General features: G+C 60.5%; 21 protein-coding genes and 2 tRNA genes. 11 read left to right on the plus strand and 12 right to left on the minus strand.

Annotated elements, in window-relative coordinates; all coding sequences use genetic code 11:
• Positions 1-115 precede the first annotated feature (115 nt).
• Together FGK63_RS01050 and FGK63_RS01055 are read left to right on the plus strand one after the other, a co-directional pair.
• The gene (locus FGK63_RS01050; RefSeq protein ID WP_138839747.1) at positions 116-427 is read left to right on the plus strand and encodes a hypothetical protein; all 312 of its coding nucleotides are present in this window, start codon (positions 116-118) and stop codon (positions 425-427) included.
• Positions 428-527: 100 nt separating this feature from the next.
• Entirely contained in the window at positions 528-686 is a 159-nt protein-coding gene (locus FGK63_RS01055; protein ID WP_138839748.1) for a DUF1328 domain-containing protein, read from the plus strand.
• A gap of 149 nt (positions 687-835) precedes the next feature.
• Here FGK63_RS01055 and FGK63_RS01060 read toward each other — a convergent pair.
• The 3 genes from FGK63_RS01060 to FGK63_RS01070 all read right to left on the minus strand — a co-directional run bounded on the left by FGK63_RS01060 (position 836) and on the right by FGK63_RS01070 (position 2,399).
• Positions 836-921, minus strand: a tRNA-Leu gene (locus tag FGK63_RS01060).
• A 137-nt stretch (positions 922-1,058) separates the two neighbouring features.
• Positions 1,059-1,934, minus strand: coding sequence for a cytochrome c (locus FGK63_RS01065; protein ID WP_138839749.1), 876 nt, complete (start codon positions 1,932-1,934; stop codon positions 1,059-1,061).
• Positions 1,935-1,940: 6 nt separating this feature from the next.
• On the minus strand, positions 1,941-2,399 hold the full coding sequence (locus tag FGK63_RS01070) for a c-type cytochrome (protein WP_138839750.1): 459 nt from the start codon (positions 2,397-2,399) through the stop codon (positions 1,941-1,943).
• A gap of 497 nt (positions 2,400-2,896) precedes the next feature.
• On the opposite strand from FGK63_RS01070, the gene FGK63_RS01075 reads away from it, so the two are divergent.
• From FGK63_RS01075 to FGK63_RS01085, 3 genes are all read left to right on the plus strand, one after another.
• A complete protein-coding gene (locus FGK63_RS01075) occupies positions 2,897-3,439 on the plus strand; it encodes a hypothetical protein (protein WP_218961084.1) in 543 nt (180 codons plus the stop codon).
• Positions 3,440-3,554: 115 nt separating this feature from the next.
• A complete protein-coding gene (locus FGK63_RS01080; RefSeq protein WP_138839752.1) occupies positions 3,555-3,836 on the plus strand; it encodes a hypothetical protein in 282 nt (93 codons plus the stop codon).
• Positions 3,836-4,177, plus strand: a complete 342-nt coding sequence (locus tag FGK63_RS01085) for a hypothetical protein (RefSeq protein WP_138839753.1) — start codon at positions 3,836-3,838, stop codon at positions 4,175-4,177. Before FGK63_RS01080 ends, FGK63_RS01085 begins: the two co-directional genes overlap by 1 nt.
• Here the strand turns inward: FGK63_RS01085 and FGK63_RS01090 are convergent.
• Positions 4,127-5,071: a site-specific integrase gene (locus FGK63_RS01090; protein ID WP_138839754.1), complete on the minus strand. Its 945-nt coding sequence runs from the start codon at positions 5,069-5,071 to the stop codon at positions 4,127-4,129. The two genes, FGK63_RS01085 and FGK63_RS01090, sit on opposite strands and share 51 nt — an antisense overlap.
• Positions 5,072-5,163: 92 nt before the next feature.
• A tRNA-Thr gene (locus FGK63_RS01095) sits at positions 5,164-5,239 on the minus strand.
• Between the two features lie 153 nt (positions 5,240-5,392).
• Here FGK63_RS01095 and FGK63_RS01100 point away from each other — a divergent pair.
• On the plus strand, positions 5,393-6,271 hold the full coding sequence (locus FGK63_RS01100) for a hypothetical protein (RefSeq protein WP_138839755.1): 879 nt from the start codon (positions 5,393-5,395) through the stop codon (positions 6,269-6,271).
• 18 nt (positions 6,272-6,289) lie between these two features.
• Here FGK63_RS01100 and FGK63_RS01105 read toward each other — a convergent pair whose 3' ends face one another.
• Positions 6,290-6,556, minus strand: a complete 267-nt coding sequence (locus tag FGK63_RS01105) for a DUF2312 domain-containing protein (RefSeq protein WP_138839756.1) — start codon at positions 6,554-6,556, stop codon at positions 6,290-6,292.
• Positions 6,557-6,712: 156 nt separating this feature from the next.
• On the opposite strand from FGK63_RS01105, the gene FGK63_RS01110 reads away from it, so the two are divergent.
• Complete coding sequence (locus FGK63_RS01110; RefSeq protein ID WP_138839757.1) at positions 6,713-6,931, plus strand: hypothetical protein; 219 nt, start codon at positions 6,713-6,715, stop codon at positions 6,929-6,931.
• Between the two features lie 9 nt (positions 6,932-6,940).
• Here FGK63_RS01110 and FGK63_RS01115 read toward each other — a convergent pair whose 3' ends face one another.
• Positions 6,941-7,156 carry a hypothetical protein gene (locus FGK63_RS01115; protein WP_138839758.1) on the minus strand — a complete coding sequence of 72 codons (216 nt, stop codon included), beginning with the start codon at positions 7,154-7,156 and terminating at the stop codon, positions 6,941-6,943.
• 269 nt (positions 7,157-7,425) lie between these two features.
• On the opposite strand from FGK63_RS01115, the gene FGK63_RS01120 reads away from it, so the two are divergent.
• The 4 genes from FGK63_RS01120 to FGK63_RS01135 are packed head-to-tail and all read left to right on the plus strand — an operon-like array spanning position 7,426 to position 9,629.
• The gene (locus FGK63_RS01120; protein ID WP_138839759.1) at positions 7,426-8,289 is read left to right on the plus strand and encodes an MBL fold metallo-hydrolase; all 864 of its coding nucleotides are present in this window, start codon (positions 7,426-7,428) and stop codon (positions 8,287-8,289) included.
• A 39-nt stretch (positions 8,290-8,328) separates the two neighbouring features.
• Positions 8,329-8,757 carry a YeeE/YedE family protein gene (locus FGK63_RS01125; protein WP_138839760.1) on the plus strand — a complete coding sequence of 143 codons (429 nt, stop codon included), beginning with the start codon at positions 8,329-8,331 and terminating at the stop codon, positions 8,755-8,757.
• On the plus strand, positions 8,757-9,188 hold the full coding sequence (locus FGK63_RS01130; protein WP_138839761.1) for a DUF6691 family protein: 432 nt from the start codon (positions 8,757-8,759) through the stop codon (positions 9,186-9,188). Before FGK63_RS01125 ends, FGK63_RS01130 begins: the two co-directional genes overlap by 1 nt.
• A gap of 9 nt (positions 9,189-9,197) precedes the next feature.
• Entirely contained in the window at positions 9,198-9,629 is a 432-nt protein-coding gene (locus FGK63_RS01135; RefSeq protein ID WP_138839762.1) for a protein tyrosine phosphatase family protein, read from the plus strand.
• Between the two features lie 24 nt (positions 9,630-9,653).
• On the opposite strand, the gene FGK63_RS01140 is transcribed toward FGK63_RS01135, so the two are convergent.
• The 5 genes from FGK63_RS01140 to FGK63_RS01160 form a co-directional block, all read right to left on the minus strand.
• Positions 9,654-10,775 (minus strand): FliM/FliN family flagellar motor C-terminal domain-containing protein, encoded by a 1,122-nt coding sequence (locus tag FGK63_RS01140; RefSeq protein WP_138839763.1) that lies wholly within the window; start codon positions 10,773-10,775, stop codon positions 9,654-9,656.
• A gap of 78 nt (positions 10,776-10,853) precedes the next feature.
• Positions 10,854-13,532, minus strand: coding sequence for a sensor histidine kinase (locus FGK63_RS01145; RefSeq protein WP_138839764.1), 2,679 nt, complete (start codon positions 13,530-13,532; stop codon positions 10,854-10,856).
• Entirely contained in the window at positions 13,520-13,840 is a 321-nt protein-coding gene (locus tag FGK63_RS01150; RefSeq protein WP_138839765.1) for a hypothetical protein, read from the minus strand. Before FGK63_RS01150 ends, FGK63_RS01145 begins: the two co-directional genes overlap by 13 nt.
• Entirely contained in the window at positions 13,837-14,217 is a 381-nt protein-coding gene (locus FGK63_RS01155) for a response regulator transcription factor (protein WP_138839766.1), read from the minus strand. The genes FGK63_RS01150 and FGK63_RS01155 overlap by 4 nt, the downstream gene beginning before the upstream one ends.
• An 82-nt stretch (positions 14,218-14,299) precedes the next feature.
• A complete protein-coding gene (locus FGK63_RS01160; RefSeq protein WP_138839767.1) occupies positions 14,300-15,598 on the minus strand; it encodes a helix-turn-helix transcriptional regulator in 1,299 nt (432 codons plus the stop codon).
• Between the last annotated feature and the right edge of the window lie 19 nt (positions 15,599-15,617).

Here is a 15,617-nt window from a genome sequence, read left to right on the forward strand (position 1 = left end):
AGACGGGAGACATCAACTTCCATTGCGCCGATTTGAGATCCGGAATGCCACGTCCCGAGCCTAACGGGTTGCCCGAATATTGAAAGCCTTGGTCTCTGGGCAAAAGGAAAGGTTCGTGACCGAACTACGCAATTCATTGGCCTCAAATCACAAGACCAAACGCGTGCCGTCGCATATTTTTCGCCCGCTGCCGGGTATGGTGCTTTGGGGATCGAGCATCAGAACTGAAAAGACCAGGACCCAAGACTGGCGGACAGTTCCCCGGCACATCTATCTCAGTGCGAAGCCGGGCACGAGACACCCAATGATCCGGGTGAATGCGTTGAAAAATAAAAGCGCCGAAGTCAATTTTCGCGGCGCCGTTCTGGGAGGTCGGCTATGGCCTTTGCGATCAACGCCGAATGCCCGCAGTTCCGCGGCCCTGTGAATCGTGGTAAACTGGACCACGATTTGAACTGCTGCGGCAAAACTGAAGCGTGTTTTGACCGGGACAGCATTAAGGTGGATTTTTCACGAAGGGACAAAAAATGCTGACATGGATCGTCATCTTTTTCGTCATTGCGCTGATCGCCGGCATACTGGGCTTCAGCGGGATATCGGCAGCTTCCGCCGGAATAGCGCGAATTCTGTTCTTCGTTTTCCTGGTGCTTTTGATCGGATCCCTGCTGGTGCATCTGTTCAGCTGAACCCGCCCGCCGGAAGCCTGGCAAATGGCCTGGTGCCGGTTTGACGTCACCACACAAGCGGGAACAAGAGGTCTTCTGCAATCCTCGCCTCGGCCGCCGCAAGATTGCGTCAATCGCCTGAACCGGCTTGGAGCAGGGTTTCAAAATACTGGTGCGGGCGGTGGGACTCGAACCCACACGGCACAAAGGCCTTCGGATTTTAAGTCCGATATGTCTACCATTCCATCACGCCCGCAACCGGCGCCATGGGCCGGCGATCCCGGCCCAGACCTTCCGTATCTTCCCAAGACGCTGAAAACAATGCGCCTCGATCGGCAAGGCGCAGATTTTTTCCTTCCGCGCAACGGCACGGTCAACCAGGGACACTGCCCTCTACGGCAGCGCCTGCAGATAGGAGGCGACAGCTTGCCGGTCTGCTGCCGGCAGTTGCGAGAAATTCTTGATGACGGCCACCATGTGCCCTCCCGCGCTGTCGAAATCCGGCGTAAAGCCTGTCTCGAGGTAATAGGCGATATCCCCGGCACTCCAATCGAATTCGCCAGGCGTCAGCGCCGGTATCTTCCCCTCGCCCGTCGGGTTCGGCGCTCCGGACAGCCAGGCGCTTCGGTCCAGCCCCCCAAAGGCGTCACGCGGCGTGTGGCACTCGCCGCAATGTCCCAACGCCTCGACCAGCACGCGGCCCCGTTCAATCTCGGGCGTCGGAGCGTCCTGCATCACCCATTCGGGCGACAGGTTGAGAAGCTTCCACAGTCCAAGCCCGCGGCGAACCGAGAAGGGAAAGGATACTTCGTGCGGCTGGCTGGGCGTGGCGTCGGCGGGAAGGGTCTGCACGTAGGCCCATAGATCGGCAATCTGCTGATCCGTCATCCGCGCATATGACGTGTAGGGAAAGGCAGGGTAATAGTGTCTGCCATCCGGCGAGGTTCCGTGCCGTAAGGCGCTTGCGAAATCCGCCAAGCTCCACCCGCCGATACCCGCCTCCGGATGGGTCGAGATGTTGGGCGCGATAAACGTGCCGAATTCCGACGGAAAGCGTTGACCGCCAGAGAGCACAAGCGTTTCCTGGGATTTCGGGGCCGCGTGACAGGATGAGCAGCCGGCGGCGACAAAGACTGCCTCGCCCGCCGCAGCATCACCCGAGATGCCCGAAAAACTGTCCTCTGCAGCACGCGAAGGGACGGTCAGCCAATAAAAACACGCGGCGGCCAAGACGGCCGCCACGGCAAGCAGCAACGCTACCCGTCGCATACCCGGTTAGTTCTGCGGCACGCGATAGTCGTCATGACAGGCCTTGCAGGCGCCGCCAACTGGGCCCAAGGCCGCGCCGATCTCGGCCGCGCCCTGACCAGCAGCCGTCTGAAGCTGCGCGGCCGGCGCCGCCAGGTCGCCCCATTTCTTCTGGAAGTCCGCAAAATTTGTCCAGACTTCGGCCTTTGCGTCCGAACCCTCGATTGCTTGCGTGTGGGAACCTTCCGGCCATTGGGTCACCTGATTGAGCCCGGTGACGATCAAAAAATTCTCTGCCGCGGCCTGAGCCAGTTCCGCGTCATACTCGCGATCGCCCTTGGCCATGCCGCCAAGGATGCCGAGGTTCAGCGCCAGCAACCGCATCTGCCCCTGCCGCGCCTTGAGTTCCGCGCCGTAGTCCTGCGCCAAAGCGCCGCCGGCGCCGAAAATAGTAATTAATGCAAGCGTCGAAAATGTCTTCTTCATGAGTTTCGCCTTTCAGCTCTGATAACCGTGGGCAATGGTAGCTTTATTTCCTGTGTCGCCGGGTTGAATTTTCCGTGCGTATTTTGACAGAAAACCTGCATGTGCGAACACTGGCCGGCCCGTCAGGCTCCTATTCCTGAGTACATTTGTTTCCCCGGAGACTCATGTCAACAGGCTGAAGATGCTCCACATTCCGCTTGCACAGGACCATTGCCATCGAATGGGCGGTGGGAAACGAGCATCGAGAATTTGCGATCTGCAAGCCGGATGAAGATGGTGCCCCCACACGGACTTACCTGAAGAACCGAAACAGGCGCAACTGACTGTTTTTCAAGGGATACTCAGAACGGCTTCGCGGCCGTGTGTCCCGTGACGTGTCTCTTTTGTGTCCCACGAACAGGACAGCTTTGCAAGGCATCAAATCCCACACCCAGCTTGCCCCCACCTCGGCAGCAACACTATTCTGCATATGAGGCAGCATGACAGGGATGGCAGTAGTGACCACAGCAGACTGGGCAATCATTATTTCTATGGCTTCGCTTGCAGTGTCCATTGCGGGCTTCGTGTGGAATATCTGGTCGAAGTTCATCTACCCCAAACCGAAGGTGCGTGTTGGAATGTCCAACAAAATCGCCATCGGTGACGGTTGGGAACCTGCGCCCCGTTGCATTTCACTTAGTGCGGTAAACCATGGCCCGGGAGAGATCACCATTCACTCAGCGATAGCCCGACCGAGATGGAAGTGGTATCGCCGCAAAGGGCGTACGTATGCCATGCTCAACCCACTGACCAACTGGCCCTATAACGAGACCACAGACGGGCCATTCAGCGGCGGCTTGCCAAAAACTTTGAGGGTGGGAGAAACGTTTGACGCACACTTCATTCGATCTAGACGATGGTTCGACAGGGGCGACCTCATTCGCTTCGGCTTTACAGACAGCTTCGGGCGAAACCACTGGGCACCGATGAAGCACTCGAAGAGTGTTCGAGCAGAAATTGAAAGCGACGAAACACTCGAAAGGTTCAACAGCGAGGCCTGACGACCCAACGCAAGCGGTTGTTTGGTCCGTTTCGTTTCACCGCAAAAATCTGTCTCCCAGAGATCAATATAGCGGCCCGCGAAATCCCCCCGTGGGTGGGTACCCCTCAAACACAATGACTGACACTATCCGCATCGACCTCGACACAATCCGAGTCTACCGCAACAAGAGCGAGTACCGGACGACCCAGCGAGCCAGATCAAGCCTCGGCCACGAGATCGTCGGGGATGGCTTCATCGTCTCGAAGCTCGCAGCCATTCTCCGCAAGGAAAATCCCCAGTTTGACGGCCTGTTGGAAGTCTATCGTGGCGACAACCCGTGTTTCATCCCAACGCCCCTCAAAACGGCCTTTCGCAAAGGCCCACAACCGAAGCAGCTGCGAAAGGAAGCAGCATAATGGCCATTTCCAACTACACCCGCCCGTCCAAGACCCCGGCGTCCGCAGTGGGCGAGAAGAACCGCGCCCGATGGAGCCTTCATTTCCGCAAGAAGCTGCTCTCTTTGATCGAGCCCGTCGAGTTCCTGACCGCTGAAGAAGACGCGGCGAACGATGCCCACAAGTACCCATGGGGAAACCGCCGCCGCTGGGTCTCCATCCGCATCCGCGCCGACCAGATGGCAGCCATTGAACTGCTACAGAAACGGCACCTAAAGGCCACTGGCAAGGAAATCTCGCGGGCCGAAGTCTTATGGCACTTCAGTGTGAACGTCTTCGACGCGGAGACCAACTACTTCTGAGAGGCGGCAGCCAGTGCCTTCCAAGAGCCGCCATATCAAGCGCAGCGCAGGTTTCCTTGCCTTGTCCCTCAGGCGTCTTCGCATGGCCAGCAAGATGTCTTTCGGTAGCGGGTCTCTCTTGTTGCTCTCGGTTTCCGGCGGTCCATCCGGGTCTGCGACCTCAAGGCCAACGAATGGGTTGTGGGCCTTGCCCTGAAGATCGAACTCTACAATAGCCAGATTGACCATGGCCACCAGTGTATTGAGTTCCCGTTCTAGGGATGCAGGTGACAAAGGAGACCCGTCCTTCTTCTTCTCCTTCCGCAAGCTATCCCTCAGCCTTCTTGCATGGACCCTTTTGAGGTCCACAAGCGGCAGCTTCTGCAGCGGCCCTAGCGCCCTCTCAACGCGCTCACACACACGCTCCAATTGGTTGCGTTTGTACCGGCCTCTAGCCCCCTCTACGCGCTCCTTGCGGTACATCTCCTTGGCGTCCTGCATGGTGACCGGGGGTTCTTCCGCCTCGGGTTGCATCACTGCCTTGATCAAGATTGGGTCGGCACCTCGACGGTGAAGGTCTTCCGCCAAGACCTCTTGCCGTTCGTCGTCGTCAAGGCTTCCCGTGATCTCGGCTTTCATGGCTTCGGCTTCCTCTACGGCCTCCCGCCAGTGTTCCAACGGCGAGAGTTTCCCTTGCCCAGCAGCCTTGCGTTTGGCCTTTTTTACGATCTTTTCAAACTCGGCCAACAGGGTTTCCTGTTCAGACACCAGAGCGGCACCTTCACGGGCCTTCATGGGAACCTGAAAGAATTCCTCGCCCACCACCTCCGCAACAACTTTTGGAAAGCGCCGCCGGAATCGTTTGCGCCCCCCTGAGAGTTCGTCAACGTGCTTAAGCTTCATCGTCATCACCATGGCGTATGTCCCATTTGTGTCCCGCTTTGTGTCTCGGGATGGGCGCTAGGTGCCTGATATCCTTGATGAACAGGGCCTTCAAGTGGCCGTTATGGTGCCCCCACACGGACTCGAACCGCGGACCTACTGATTACAAATCAGTTGCTCTACCAGCTGAGCTATAGGGGCGCCGATGTTCGATTACTGGCTCCGACTGACGACTGCAAGCCTCAATTTCCACGCGGCGCAGGCTGATCGGCATTCCCGGAAACACCGCGGTTTGACTGTTCGGGGGACAGGTTGTAACCCGAACCTGCTGAATTGTTTGAGCGGATGGTAAAGATGCAGGTGGCCTTGCACGCCGGAGCCCATTTGACCGATGAAGGCCGTCTCCTCAATTGCCTGGCCGATAACAAGGGCACTTTCAAGGAGCGCGGGATCGAAATCCCGGAACCAGAAATTTACCGGGGTTTGTTGAGGGAGACCTTCGAAAGGCTCGCCTCGCAGCCGCCTGCCCCGGGGTTGAGAGACGATCTGGTCGAAGCAATTCTGGATGGTGAAACGGCCGAACGTGTGGTGCTGTCGAACGTGCATTTCTTCGGTCCGAAATGGACTTGCATTGGCGAGGAAACCTTTTACCCGCTGGCCGGTCCGCGCATGGCCCAGTTGTGCGATATTTTTGTCAACGATCAGGTGGAACTGTTCATGGCTCTACAGAATCCGGGCGTTTTCATCCCAAAGATTCTGAATGCTCTGCCGGAACCAAGACGCCTCAATATCATGCAGCAGACCTCCTTGGGCGACTTACGCTGGTCGACGATGATCGAACAGATCCAGCAGATGGCCCCGGACGCGAAGCTCACCTTTTGGTGCAACGAGGACACGCCGCTGATCTGGGGACAAATCCTGCGGGCGCTCGGCGGATTGTCAGCGAACGACCCCATCCGCGGGCTCTATGCGTTGCTTGGCGAACTCCTCACCGAGGATGGGCGTCAGGAGTTTCGGGTCCTGCTTTCCCGCAACCCGAATCTCGATCAACGTGGGATCCAGAACATGATCGCGGACGTTCTGCAGAGACACGCCCGCGACGAGATGATGGAAGAAGAGCTGGATCTTCCCGGCTGGAACAGCGACGTGGTCGACGCTTTCACGGAACTCTACGACGAAGACGTTGCCAGCATCCGAGCAATGCCCGGCATAACCTTTCTGGCGCCCGGCTGAAGCTCTGCCGGCGCGGGATCACATGCCCAAGGCTTCCTTGTACATTTCCAGGACCGCCTCTTCCTCGGCGATGTCGTCCTTGTCGCGCTTGCGCAGCGCGATCACCTTGCGCATGACCTTGGTGTCGTAGCCGCGCGCCTTGGCTTCGGCCATGACCTCTTTCTGCTGGTCGGCGATGTCCTTCTTCTCGACCTCGAGGCGTTCGAAACGCTCGATGAACTGGCGCAGTTCGCCTGCGGTCACACGGTAGGTGTCTGCGGCCTGGTTCTCGGTCATGTCGTCCATCTGCGTCTCTCCCAAAGGCTGAAAACGGGCAGGATGCGGGATACATCGGTGCCGCATCAGCCGCAAGCGATCATTGGGAGGTTTCGGCTTCGGCTTGCGTCACGGGCACCGATCCGTTAACGGCAGACCGGTCCGAATGACTGCTGTGGGTGCATCATGTTCGAAATCATCATCTGGGGCGGCGCCGCCCTTTCGCTGGCCGGTCTCGCAGGATTGATGTGGTGCATCCTGCACGTGATGAAAGCGCGGAAAGCGGGGCTTTCCGACGATGAACTCCGCACCACGGTCCAAGGCGTCCTGCCCTGGAACCTGGCGTCGCTGTTTCTGTCGGTGATCGGTCTGATGATGGTCATCCTCGGGATCTCCCTCGGATGACCAATCCGGTCATACCGGTAGATTGTCGAAACTCGCCTCGATAGCGTCCTCACAAAGCGCGGCGTCCATCCGAAGCAGCTTGGACGGGATCGCCACACCCTGTACGCGCATACGTTGTACCATCTTGCTGACGGTCGGCTGCAATTCCAGCCGCGTATCAAGACACGCGCCGTCGAGTTTGCGCTCCAACCGTTCGACTTCCTTGTAAAGGTCTTGTGCGGTCATCGGGCTCCTCCCCTTTTTCATCTGAGCCTGACAGAGTTTGGTAACACTCATAAGAACAACTTGTGGCGCGAAGGCCTCATCTGCGGTTTTTCGCGCGGGTCTGCCTCACATTTCGGCAGATCTCCGCACTTCGTGTATCCTGTTAGCAGTTTGAGGCCGCAAAGGCCTTGACCGACATCAACTCAGATTCGCCCGGATGTCGACAGATGACATATTGCATCACATTCAAAAAGTAATATATAAACTGCGGGAAGAGAATGGAGATACCGATGACACCCTTCGTGAAAGCCTTCTTCGACGAAGCCACCAACACGGTGTCCTATCTTGTGCGCGAACCGGAAGGGCGCGCCTGCGCGATCATAGACAGCGTGCTGGACTTCGATCATGCTTCGGGGCGCACCGATACCGCTTCAGCCGACACCATCGTGGATTTCGTGAATGCCGAGGGACTGAAGGTCGAGTGGATACTCGAAAGCCATGTCCATGCCGACCACCTGTCGGCCGCGCCTTATCTGCAGGAGAAATTGGGCGGCAAGATCGGCATCGGGAAAAACATCACGGTCGTGCAGGACACGTTCGGAAAGGTATTCAACGAGGGCACCGAATTCCAGCGCGACGGCAGCCAGTTCGACGCACTGTTCTCCGAGGGCGACAGTTTCCATATCGGACAGATGCGGGGCGACGTTTTGCACACGCCCGGACATACTCCCGCGTGCCTGACCTACGTGATCGGCGACGCGGCTTTCGTGGGCGATACGCTCTTCATGCCGGATTTCGGAACCGCGCGCTGCGACTTCCCGGGCGGTTCGTCCGAGGCCCTGTACAAGTCCATCCAAAAGATCCTGGCCCTTCCCGATGAAACACGCATCTTCGTCGGTCATGACTACAAGGCCCCGGGCCGCGACGAATACGCATGGGAGACCACCGTGGGCGAGCAGAAGGCGCTGAACGTCCATATCGGACAAGGCAAAAGCATCGAGGAATTCGTCAAGATGCGCGACGCACGCGACGCGACGCTGGGGATGCCGCGGCTGATCCTGCCCTCGCTGCAAGTGAACATGCGGGCGGGCCAGATGCCGCCGGCGGATGAAAAGGGCGACGTTTTCCTGAAGCTTCCGGTCAACAAGCTCTGATCCAGAAACGAAACGCGCGAACAGGGGTAAAACTGAACCATGGAAACGGATTGGATCTGGGGACTGGTCGGCGGAATGCTGATCGGGCTGGGAGGAGCCGTCTATTTGCTGGGAAACGGACGCATCATGGGCGCCAGCGGCATTCTCGGCGGGCTTCTTGACGGAAGCGGGCGCAACAGCGCGGCCGAGCGGATCGTGTTTCTGTTCGGGGTTGTCGTGGCACCGTTGATCCTCTGGCCGCTCTACAATGTCGAGATCGACACGCATCTGACCAAGGATATCGTCGTCGTGATCGCTGCTGGTTTGCTTGTCGGCATCGGCACCCGTGTGGCCAACGGCTGCACTTCGGGTCACGGGGTCTGCGGCATCTCGCGATTTTCGCTTCGCGGCATCGTCGCCACGGTGTTCTACATCCTTGCCGGCGGCCTGACGCTGGCCGTTTTCCGCCATGTTCTGGGAGTGATCTGATGAGGTTGTTCCTGGCTCTGATTGCCGGTTCTCTCTTCGGTGCCGGCCTTTTCGTCTCTGGCATGACCGACACGACCAAGGTGCAGGGTTGGCTCGACGTGTTCGGGAACTGGGATCCAACACTCGCCTTCGTGATGGGCGGTGCGATCATCCCGATGTTCTTTGCATGGCGCCTGACGGCAAACCGCAAACCGGCGGTCGGCGGCGAGTTTCCGGTTCCGCCCCGACCGGAACTGGACCACCGCCTGATCACCGGGTCGGTCATGTTCGGCATGGGTTGGGGCCTTGCCGGCCTCTGCCCGGGTCCGGCAATCGCCTCGATCACCTATGGCGGCATCGGCGGTTTGGTCTTTCTGGGGGCCATGATCGCCGGGATGATGATGGCCCCCAGGGTCAACGCGCAACTGGACAGGCTTGCGGCCGCGGCATAAGGAACAGACATGGAGATTCGCCCGATCACGCCCCGCTACGCCGTCTCGCCGCAGATCACGGTCGAGGATGTACCGGCCATCGCCGCCGCCGGATTCGTCAAGGTCATTTGCAACCGGCCGAACTCCGAAGTCCCGACCGAGCAGCAATCCGATGCGATCGGCGCGGCGGTTCGCGCGGCTGGGATGGACTACGAGGTGCTGGAACTGACGCATCAGACGATGACCCCGGAAAACGTGGCGAGGCAGCGCGAGATGGTCGAAAGCGTCGATGGCCCGGTGTTGGCGTATTGCGCTTCGGGCACCCGATGCTCGGTCGTCTGGGCGCTGGGTCAGTGCGGCGAGATGAGCCCCGAAGAAATTCTCGGCAGAACACGCGATGCCGGGTATCAACTGGATGGCCTGCGCCCCACGCTGGAACAGCTTTGCGCGTCGGCGGGCTGAATCCGCCTTGTCTGAGACGCCCACCTAGTTTTCGAGATCGGCCAACCCGGCAAGTTCCGAAATTTCCGCAATCGCTTGCTCCGGCGTCAGCCTTTGCAGGGCGCTTTCGTCATCTGCCGCCAGTTCTCCCGCGGTATGCGATGGCGCAACGGTTGACGACATGTCTTTTCGCGCAGCATTGCTCGGATTGGTCAAGACCGCCTTCTCGCGCTTGTCAGGCGCTCCGACCTCATACGCCCGAAACGAGGCTTCCTGAACCGTCGAGCTCCCCGGCCCCGACGGGTTCTCGTTGATGCGCACCGCTTTCATGCCGCCGCACTGTCCCAGCCTGCCGATCGCGACTTTCCTGCGCTCGATCGTCAACAGACAGGTGCGGTCCAGGCGGGTGCCGGTCAAGGGCAGGAGGTTGCCCACGTTGAGCGACGCCAGTTCCGACAAGGGCAGTTGCATCTGACCAATCACGGCTGTCAGGTCCGCCCGCATCACCCCGGACACTTGTTCCAGCCGCCAACCCGGCGAAGCGGCGGCTTCGGCATCATGATCTGCAAGCGTGGCAGGTTCCGGCACAACCACGGTTATACCTCCTTGTCTCTGTCCTCCGGCAATCTCGACAGTCAGTTCGCAGACCCGATAGACCTCCTGTTCAAGTGCCAGTTGCAAGCCCTGCAGATCATCGGCACGCGACAGATACCCGAAGGCGGACAGGCACCTGCGATCTTCGGCCGTTTCGACCAGACCCTCTGCCCGGGCCAACGTCAACTCGATCAGCGGAGCAACCATTGCCGCGTCGGTCTCGGTGTATCGCCGCCGGACGATCTCGCCGCCCGACACCTGCCCGGTCGTCTGCTGCTGAATGATGGCCGCAACGCACCCTGGATCGACGCAGGCCGCAGCCCTGCGCCCGTCATGCGCAGCGAACAGCAGATACAGCCATCCATCTTCGAGCGCATCCCGAAGCTCTTCAAGTTGCCTGCGGGCTTGCCGGGCCCCGATTATGCACATGGACAGGTTCAGGCTCTCGCGAGCGGCTTGCACCAGCCCGCGACGCAGCGCCCGCAGGATCGACTTGGGATTGCCCCCGGCCTGCTCGCGCCCAAGCTCAAGCTTGCGCGACAGAACCGATCGCGTTTTCCCATCCGCCGACATGCCCTGAACCTGCCAATTATGCTCACGTTGCAGGTTCGGTCTAACCCGGCGCGGGTTACGAATTTCCTTATGCGCGTTTCACTGCGCGGCCTGCTTGTAGGCAAGCGGCAGGCTGATGCGGAACGCACCGCCCCCCTGCCCGGCCAAATAGCTGACCTCGCCGTTCAGACGCTGCATGATCTCGCGGCAGATTGCGAGGCCCAAGCCCGCTCCTCCGGCCTTGTCCGAACCGACGCGGGCGAACTTTTCGAACACCATCGACTGCGCCTCTGGGGGAACACCACTGCCATTGTCGATGAAATCGACCACCGCCTGACCGCCCACATCGTGGACCGAGATGGTCAGAACCGGGTCCGGCGCATCGCAGTATTTCTGCGCGTTTGCAATCAGGTTGATAAAGACCTGCCCCAACCGGTCCAGGTCCGTGTGCAGCGGGATGCGCTCTGACGCCCGGTTGCGGCGGACGCGCAACGGGCGGTCCGATCCCGCCATTGCCGTGGACACGGCACGGTCCAGCACGTCCTGCAGGTTGCCGTCGCCCATGTTCAGATTTACCTGTCCGTTTTCCAGCACGCTGAGATCCAGAAGATCATCCAGCAGCCGCGTCAGCCTCAGGGCTTCATCGTGGATAATGGCGGCATAGCGGGTGCGTTCCTGGGCGGTCAGCCCCTCGGTGTCCCGCATGATCTCGGAAAAGGCCCGGATCGAGGTCATGGGGGTCCGCAACTCATGGCTCACCTGGCTCAGGAACGCGTCCTTCTGCATCGAGATCTGCGTCAGTTTCTCGTTCGCTTCACGCAGCTTGCGCGCGGTCCGGGCAAGTTCGGCGGATTTCGTTTCAAGCTGTCCCGAATACTCCAGCAACTGCGCGGATTCGTCGGCCACCGCCAGGAGATCCTCAACCGACACCGACGAACCGCCAACGATCTGGCCGATCATCGCATGGGCCGTGGCCGCCCCGACTGAACCGCTCAACTCGCGCTCAAGGCTCTCCAGAAAGGCGGGCGTGGGTTCGGGCAGGTAACCGCGCCCGCCCTGCCGTTCGGCCTCGGCCTGGAAGAACACGTGGGCTTCCGCAGCGCCCAGAATACGCTGGGTCATGATCATCAGGTCTTCGCTCTGAGCAACCGATCCGGTCCAGCCGCGCGGTCCGGCCGAATGGTCGAAGACATTGACGAACTGCGCGCCCTGCAGGCGCTCGAGCGGGCTTGGGAAACTGACCAGCGACGCGATGCAGAAAGCCGCCGCGTTAAGCGACAGCGACCACATGACGGAATGCACCATCGGGTCGATCCCCTCGATCCCGAACAAGGCCTGCGGTCTAAGCCAGCCAAGGCCAAGAGGTCCGTTTTCCAGCACCGAGGCCGGCATCAGCGCACCGCCCATGCCAGGCAGCAGCAGCGTGTAGATCCAAAGCCCGAACCCTACGGTCAGACCGATCAAGGCGCCTGTCCGCGTCGCCCCGCGCCAGAACAGCCCGCCGACCAGCGCAGGCAGGATCTGCGCGATCCCGGCGAATGCGATCAGCCCGATAGCGGCCAAAGCCGCGCCACCGCCGGACAGCCGGAAGTAGACAATGCCAAGCGCCATGATCACCGCAATCGAAATTCTGCGCGAGAGCAGGACGATATCGCGGACATCCCCCGACATCGACGCCCGGCGGCCCTGCGCGCTCAGCCAGATCGGCATGACGATGTGGTTCGAGACCATCGTGGACAATGCCATGGCGGCAACGATCACCATCGACGTCGCGGACGAGAACCCGCCGATGAAGGACAGCATGGCCAACCAGTCGTTCCCCAGCGCCAACGGGATGGTAAGAACGAACAGGTCCGGGTTCGAGCCCTCGGGCATCAAGTCGAGGCCGACGACGGCGATCGGCACCACGAACAGGCTCATCAGCAGAAGATAGAGAGGAAAGGCCCAGGCCGCCGTTCTGAGATGGCGTTCATCGTCGTTCTCGACGACCATGACCTGAAACATCCGGGGCAGACAGACGAATGCGGCGGCCGAAAGGAAAGTGATCGCGGCCCAGCGGCCCCTGTGGACGTTCCACCGTCCGATCTCGGATGCGTCGATCCGTTCCATGATCGGACCGACGCCGCCGGCAATTCCCCAAACCACGAAAATACCGACGGCCAGCAAGGCAATCAACTTGACGACCGCTTCGATGGCGATCGCGGTGACGACCCCGTGGTGACGTTCATTCGCATCCAGGTTCCGGGTGCCGAACAGGATGGCAAAAACGGCCAGCCCAGCCGCGACCCAGAACACGCTGGTGCCTTCGTGGTAGATGCCGGACGGGTCGGCCTCGGCGAATATGCTGAAGGACAGAGTTATCGACTGCAGTTGCAGCGCGATGTAGGGCGTCACCCCAAGAACCGCCAGAATGGTGACGCAGATGGCCAGAATGTTGGATTTCCCGTAGCGCGAGGAAATCAGGTCGGCGATGGATGTCACCCTCTGGCTTCGCCCCACGCGCACCAGTTTGCGCAGGCCCCACCACCAGCTGATCATGATCAGCGTCGGGCCAAGGTAGATCGTCACGAACTCCAGTCCCGACCGGGCCGCATAGCCAACGGCGCCGTAAAAGGTCCAGGCGGTGCAGTAGATCGACAGCGACAGGGTGTATACGAAAGGTGTCCGCAGCCAGGTGCTGCGTCCGGTCGCCGCCAACCTGTCGGCCGCGAAGGCGACGCCGAACAACAGGACGACGTATCCCAGACAGACCAGTATCAGGACGTTCAGCGTGGCCATTTCTCGGATTCCGGATCATTGACCTCGCGCGGCGGCAGGCGTTTTGCAGCGATGCCGAAACCCGCACTCGCAACGATCAGAGCCGCCCACCAAAAGAAGATGTAGATAATGGCGGACGACATCGGTACGGGCTCGGCCTCGCCGGGACCGGCCGGCCACAGCAGCGGAATCGCGAACAGGCCCGCTCCGATGATCGGCAGCAACCGGGCCGCATCCGCCAGACGCCGGCGGCGATAGCTGTGGCGCTCAAGGAAAACCGCCGGCGGCGACACCGCCGGTTCAACCTCGGGATTCCGTTTTTCAGTCATGCCTTCGAGGCCTGGGCGTGCAGGTCCCGCACTGCCGTCACGACCTCGGTATTGGAGAAAGGCTTGGTCATGAACCGGCTCACCCCGGCCTTCTCAGCCATCTCGCGGTCGCGCAGTTGTCCGCGCGCCGTCAGCATCAGCACAGGCAGCTTGCGGGTATCCTCCTGCTCCCGCAACTCGCGCAGGATGTCCATGCCGCTTTTGCCCGGCAGCATGACATCCAGAATGAGGAGATCGGGCCGCGAGGCCATGATCAGTTCAAATGCATCGGACCCCTCGGCATGCGTCTCCACATGCCAGCCCTCCCGGGTCAACAAAAACCGTATCGCTTCGGTGATGTTGGGTTCATCTTCGATCAGCAGAACCTTGCGGCTCATCCTAGCCCTTCCCTCCCCGTGGCCGGACAGCGGTCTACCGCATGTCGCGCAGGATCAGATTAGCCCTGCCTTGACAGAACTGTCAAAAACCTTCGCTTAGAATCGAAGGTTCCCGTCTGGCGGAACAGCCGCTCTTTGGACATATACGGCAACTACTGCCGACCTGTTGCGCGGCGACGCGGCCCTGGTCGGCGCTGTCGACGGGAAGAATGAGCATGATGGAACGATAGATCGGATCGCGGTCGAACTCCGCCATTGCCTGCGGCCACGCGATGGCGAAACAGTCGAATTCCGCCGCCGTCCGGCCCAGCTGCGCGACCCGCCTCCGGATCGGCACCAGAGGACGGTTCAGCGCGGTGAACAGCGGCCAGAGCGGGCACGACTCGCCATGGCGCGGCAAGGCGAAACCGGGAACGGCCTTGCGAAACAGGATGCTGCCCGAGGCATCGCAGACCACCAGTCCGGCGGCGCCAGGCAGCAATTCCTCCGGCAAGGTGGCGAGCCGGCGCAGCACCGTTGCGAAATCCACGCCGAACCGCGAGGCGAGATGCAGCGGGTCGATATCACCCTCGCCAAGTTCGGCGGCGAAAGCTTGCAGCGGAAGCGCCCGTGCATCCGCAGCATAGCCGTCCAGCATCTTCTTTGCGATCGCCCTCGCAGCGCTTGAGTCCAATCCGTCCAAAGCGACACTGGCGGCATCCTCGCCGGCTTCGATCGCCGGGAAATGATAACTCTGCCCGGAAAAGTACGCCTCGACCTGTTCCAACGGCACGCCGCGGTGATCGTCGTCGGTCTCGCTCTCGTCAAGATAGTTCACCAACGCCTTGGAACTGTCGGCAAGACGTTCGGCGTCCTGGTGGATGTTCCGATGAAACCTGTCGCGCCACTCGGGTTCGATGTCGCCGGGTTCGGCCAGGATCGCGGCCATCGAGCGGATCGCCGCCGCGGTCGTCAAGACCTCGTGCAGCGAGGACGCCAGATGCGGATCGTGCGTCAACCGGTCCGAAAGGGTTTCCACCGTCCGTTCCAGCGATCCTACGCGGCGGTGCATCTGGGCCAGAACACCGGCCCAGCCGGGAAACCTACCGGCGAACTCGTCTGCGCGGTCCGTTTCGGCCTGAACGTTGGTGGCGTCTGCGGCAGCTTCGCGCAGCGAGGCGATCAGCGCGGCCTCGGCGCCTTCGGTCAGCATCGACGGCTCGACCGACAAGGCCGACGCGATGTCCATCAGCAGTTTGCCTCCGATTCTGCGGCGATTGTGCTCGATAAGGTTGAGGTACGAGGCCGATATTCCCACGCTACGTGCCAGATCCGCCTGGCGCATGCCCGCGATCATTCGCCTTTCGCGTATCCGGCTGCCTGTCAAAGTGTCGCGGACCATGGCGTTCCTCTCTCCCTTT

The sequence above is a fragment of the Ruegeria sediminis genome (assembly GCF_005938215.1).
GTDB classification, from domain to species: domain Bacteria; phylum Pseudomonadota; class Alphaproteobacteria; order Rhodobacterales; family Rhodobacteraceae; genus Ruegeria; species Ruegeria sediminis.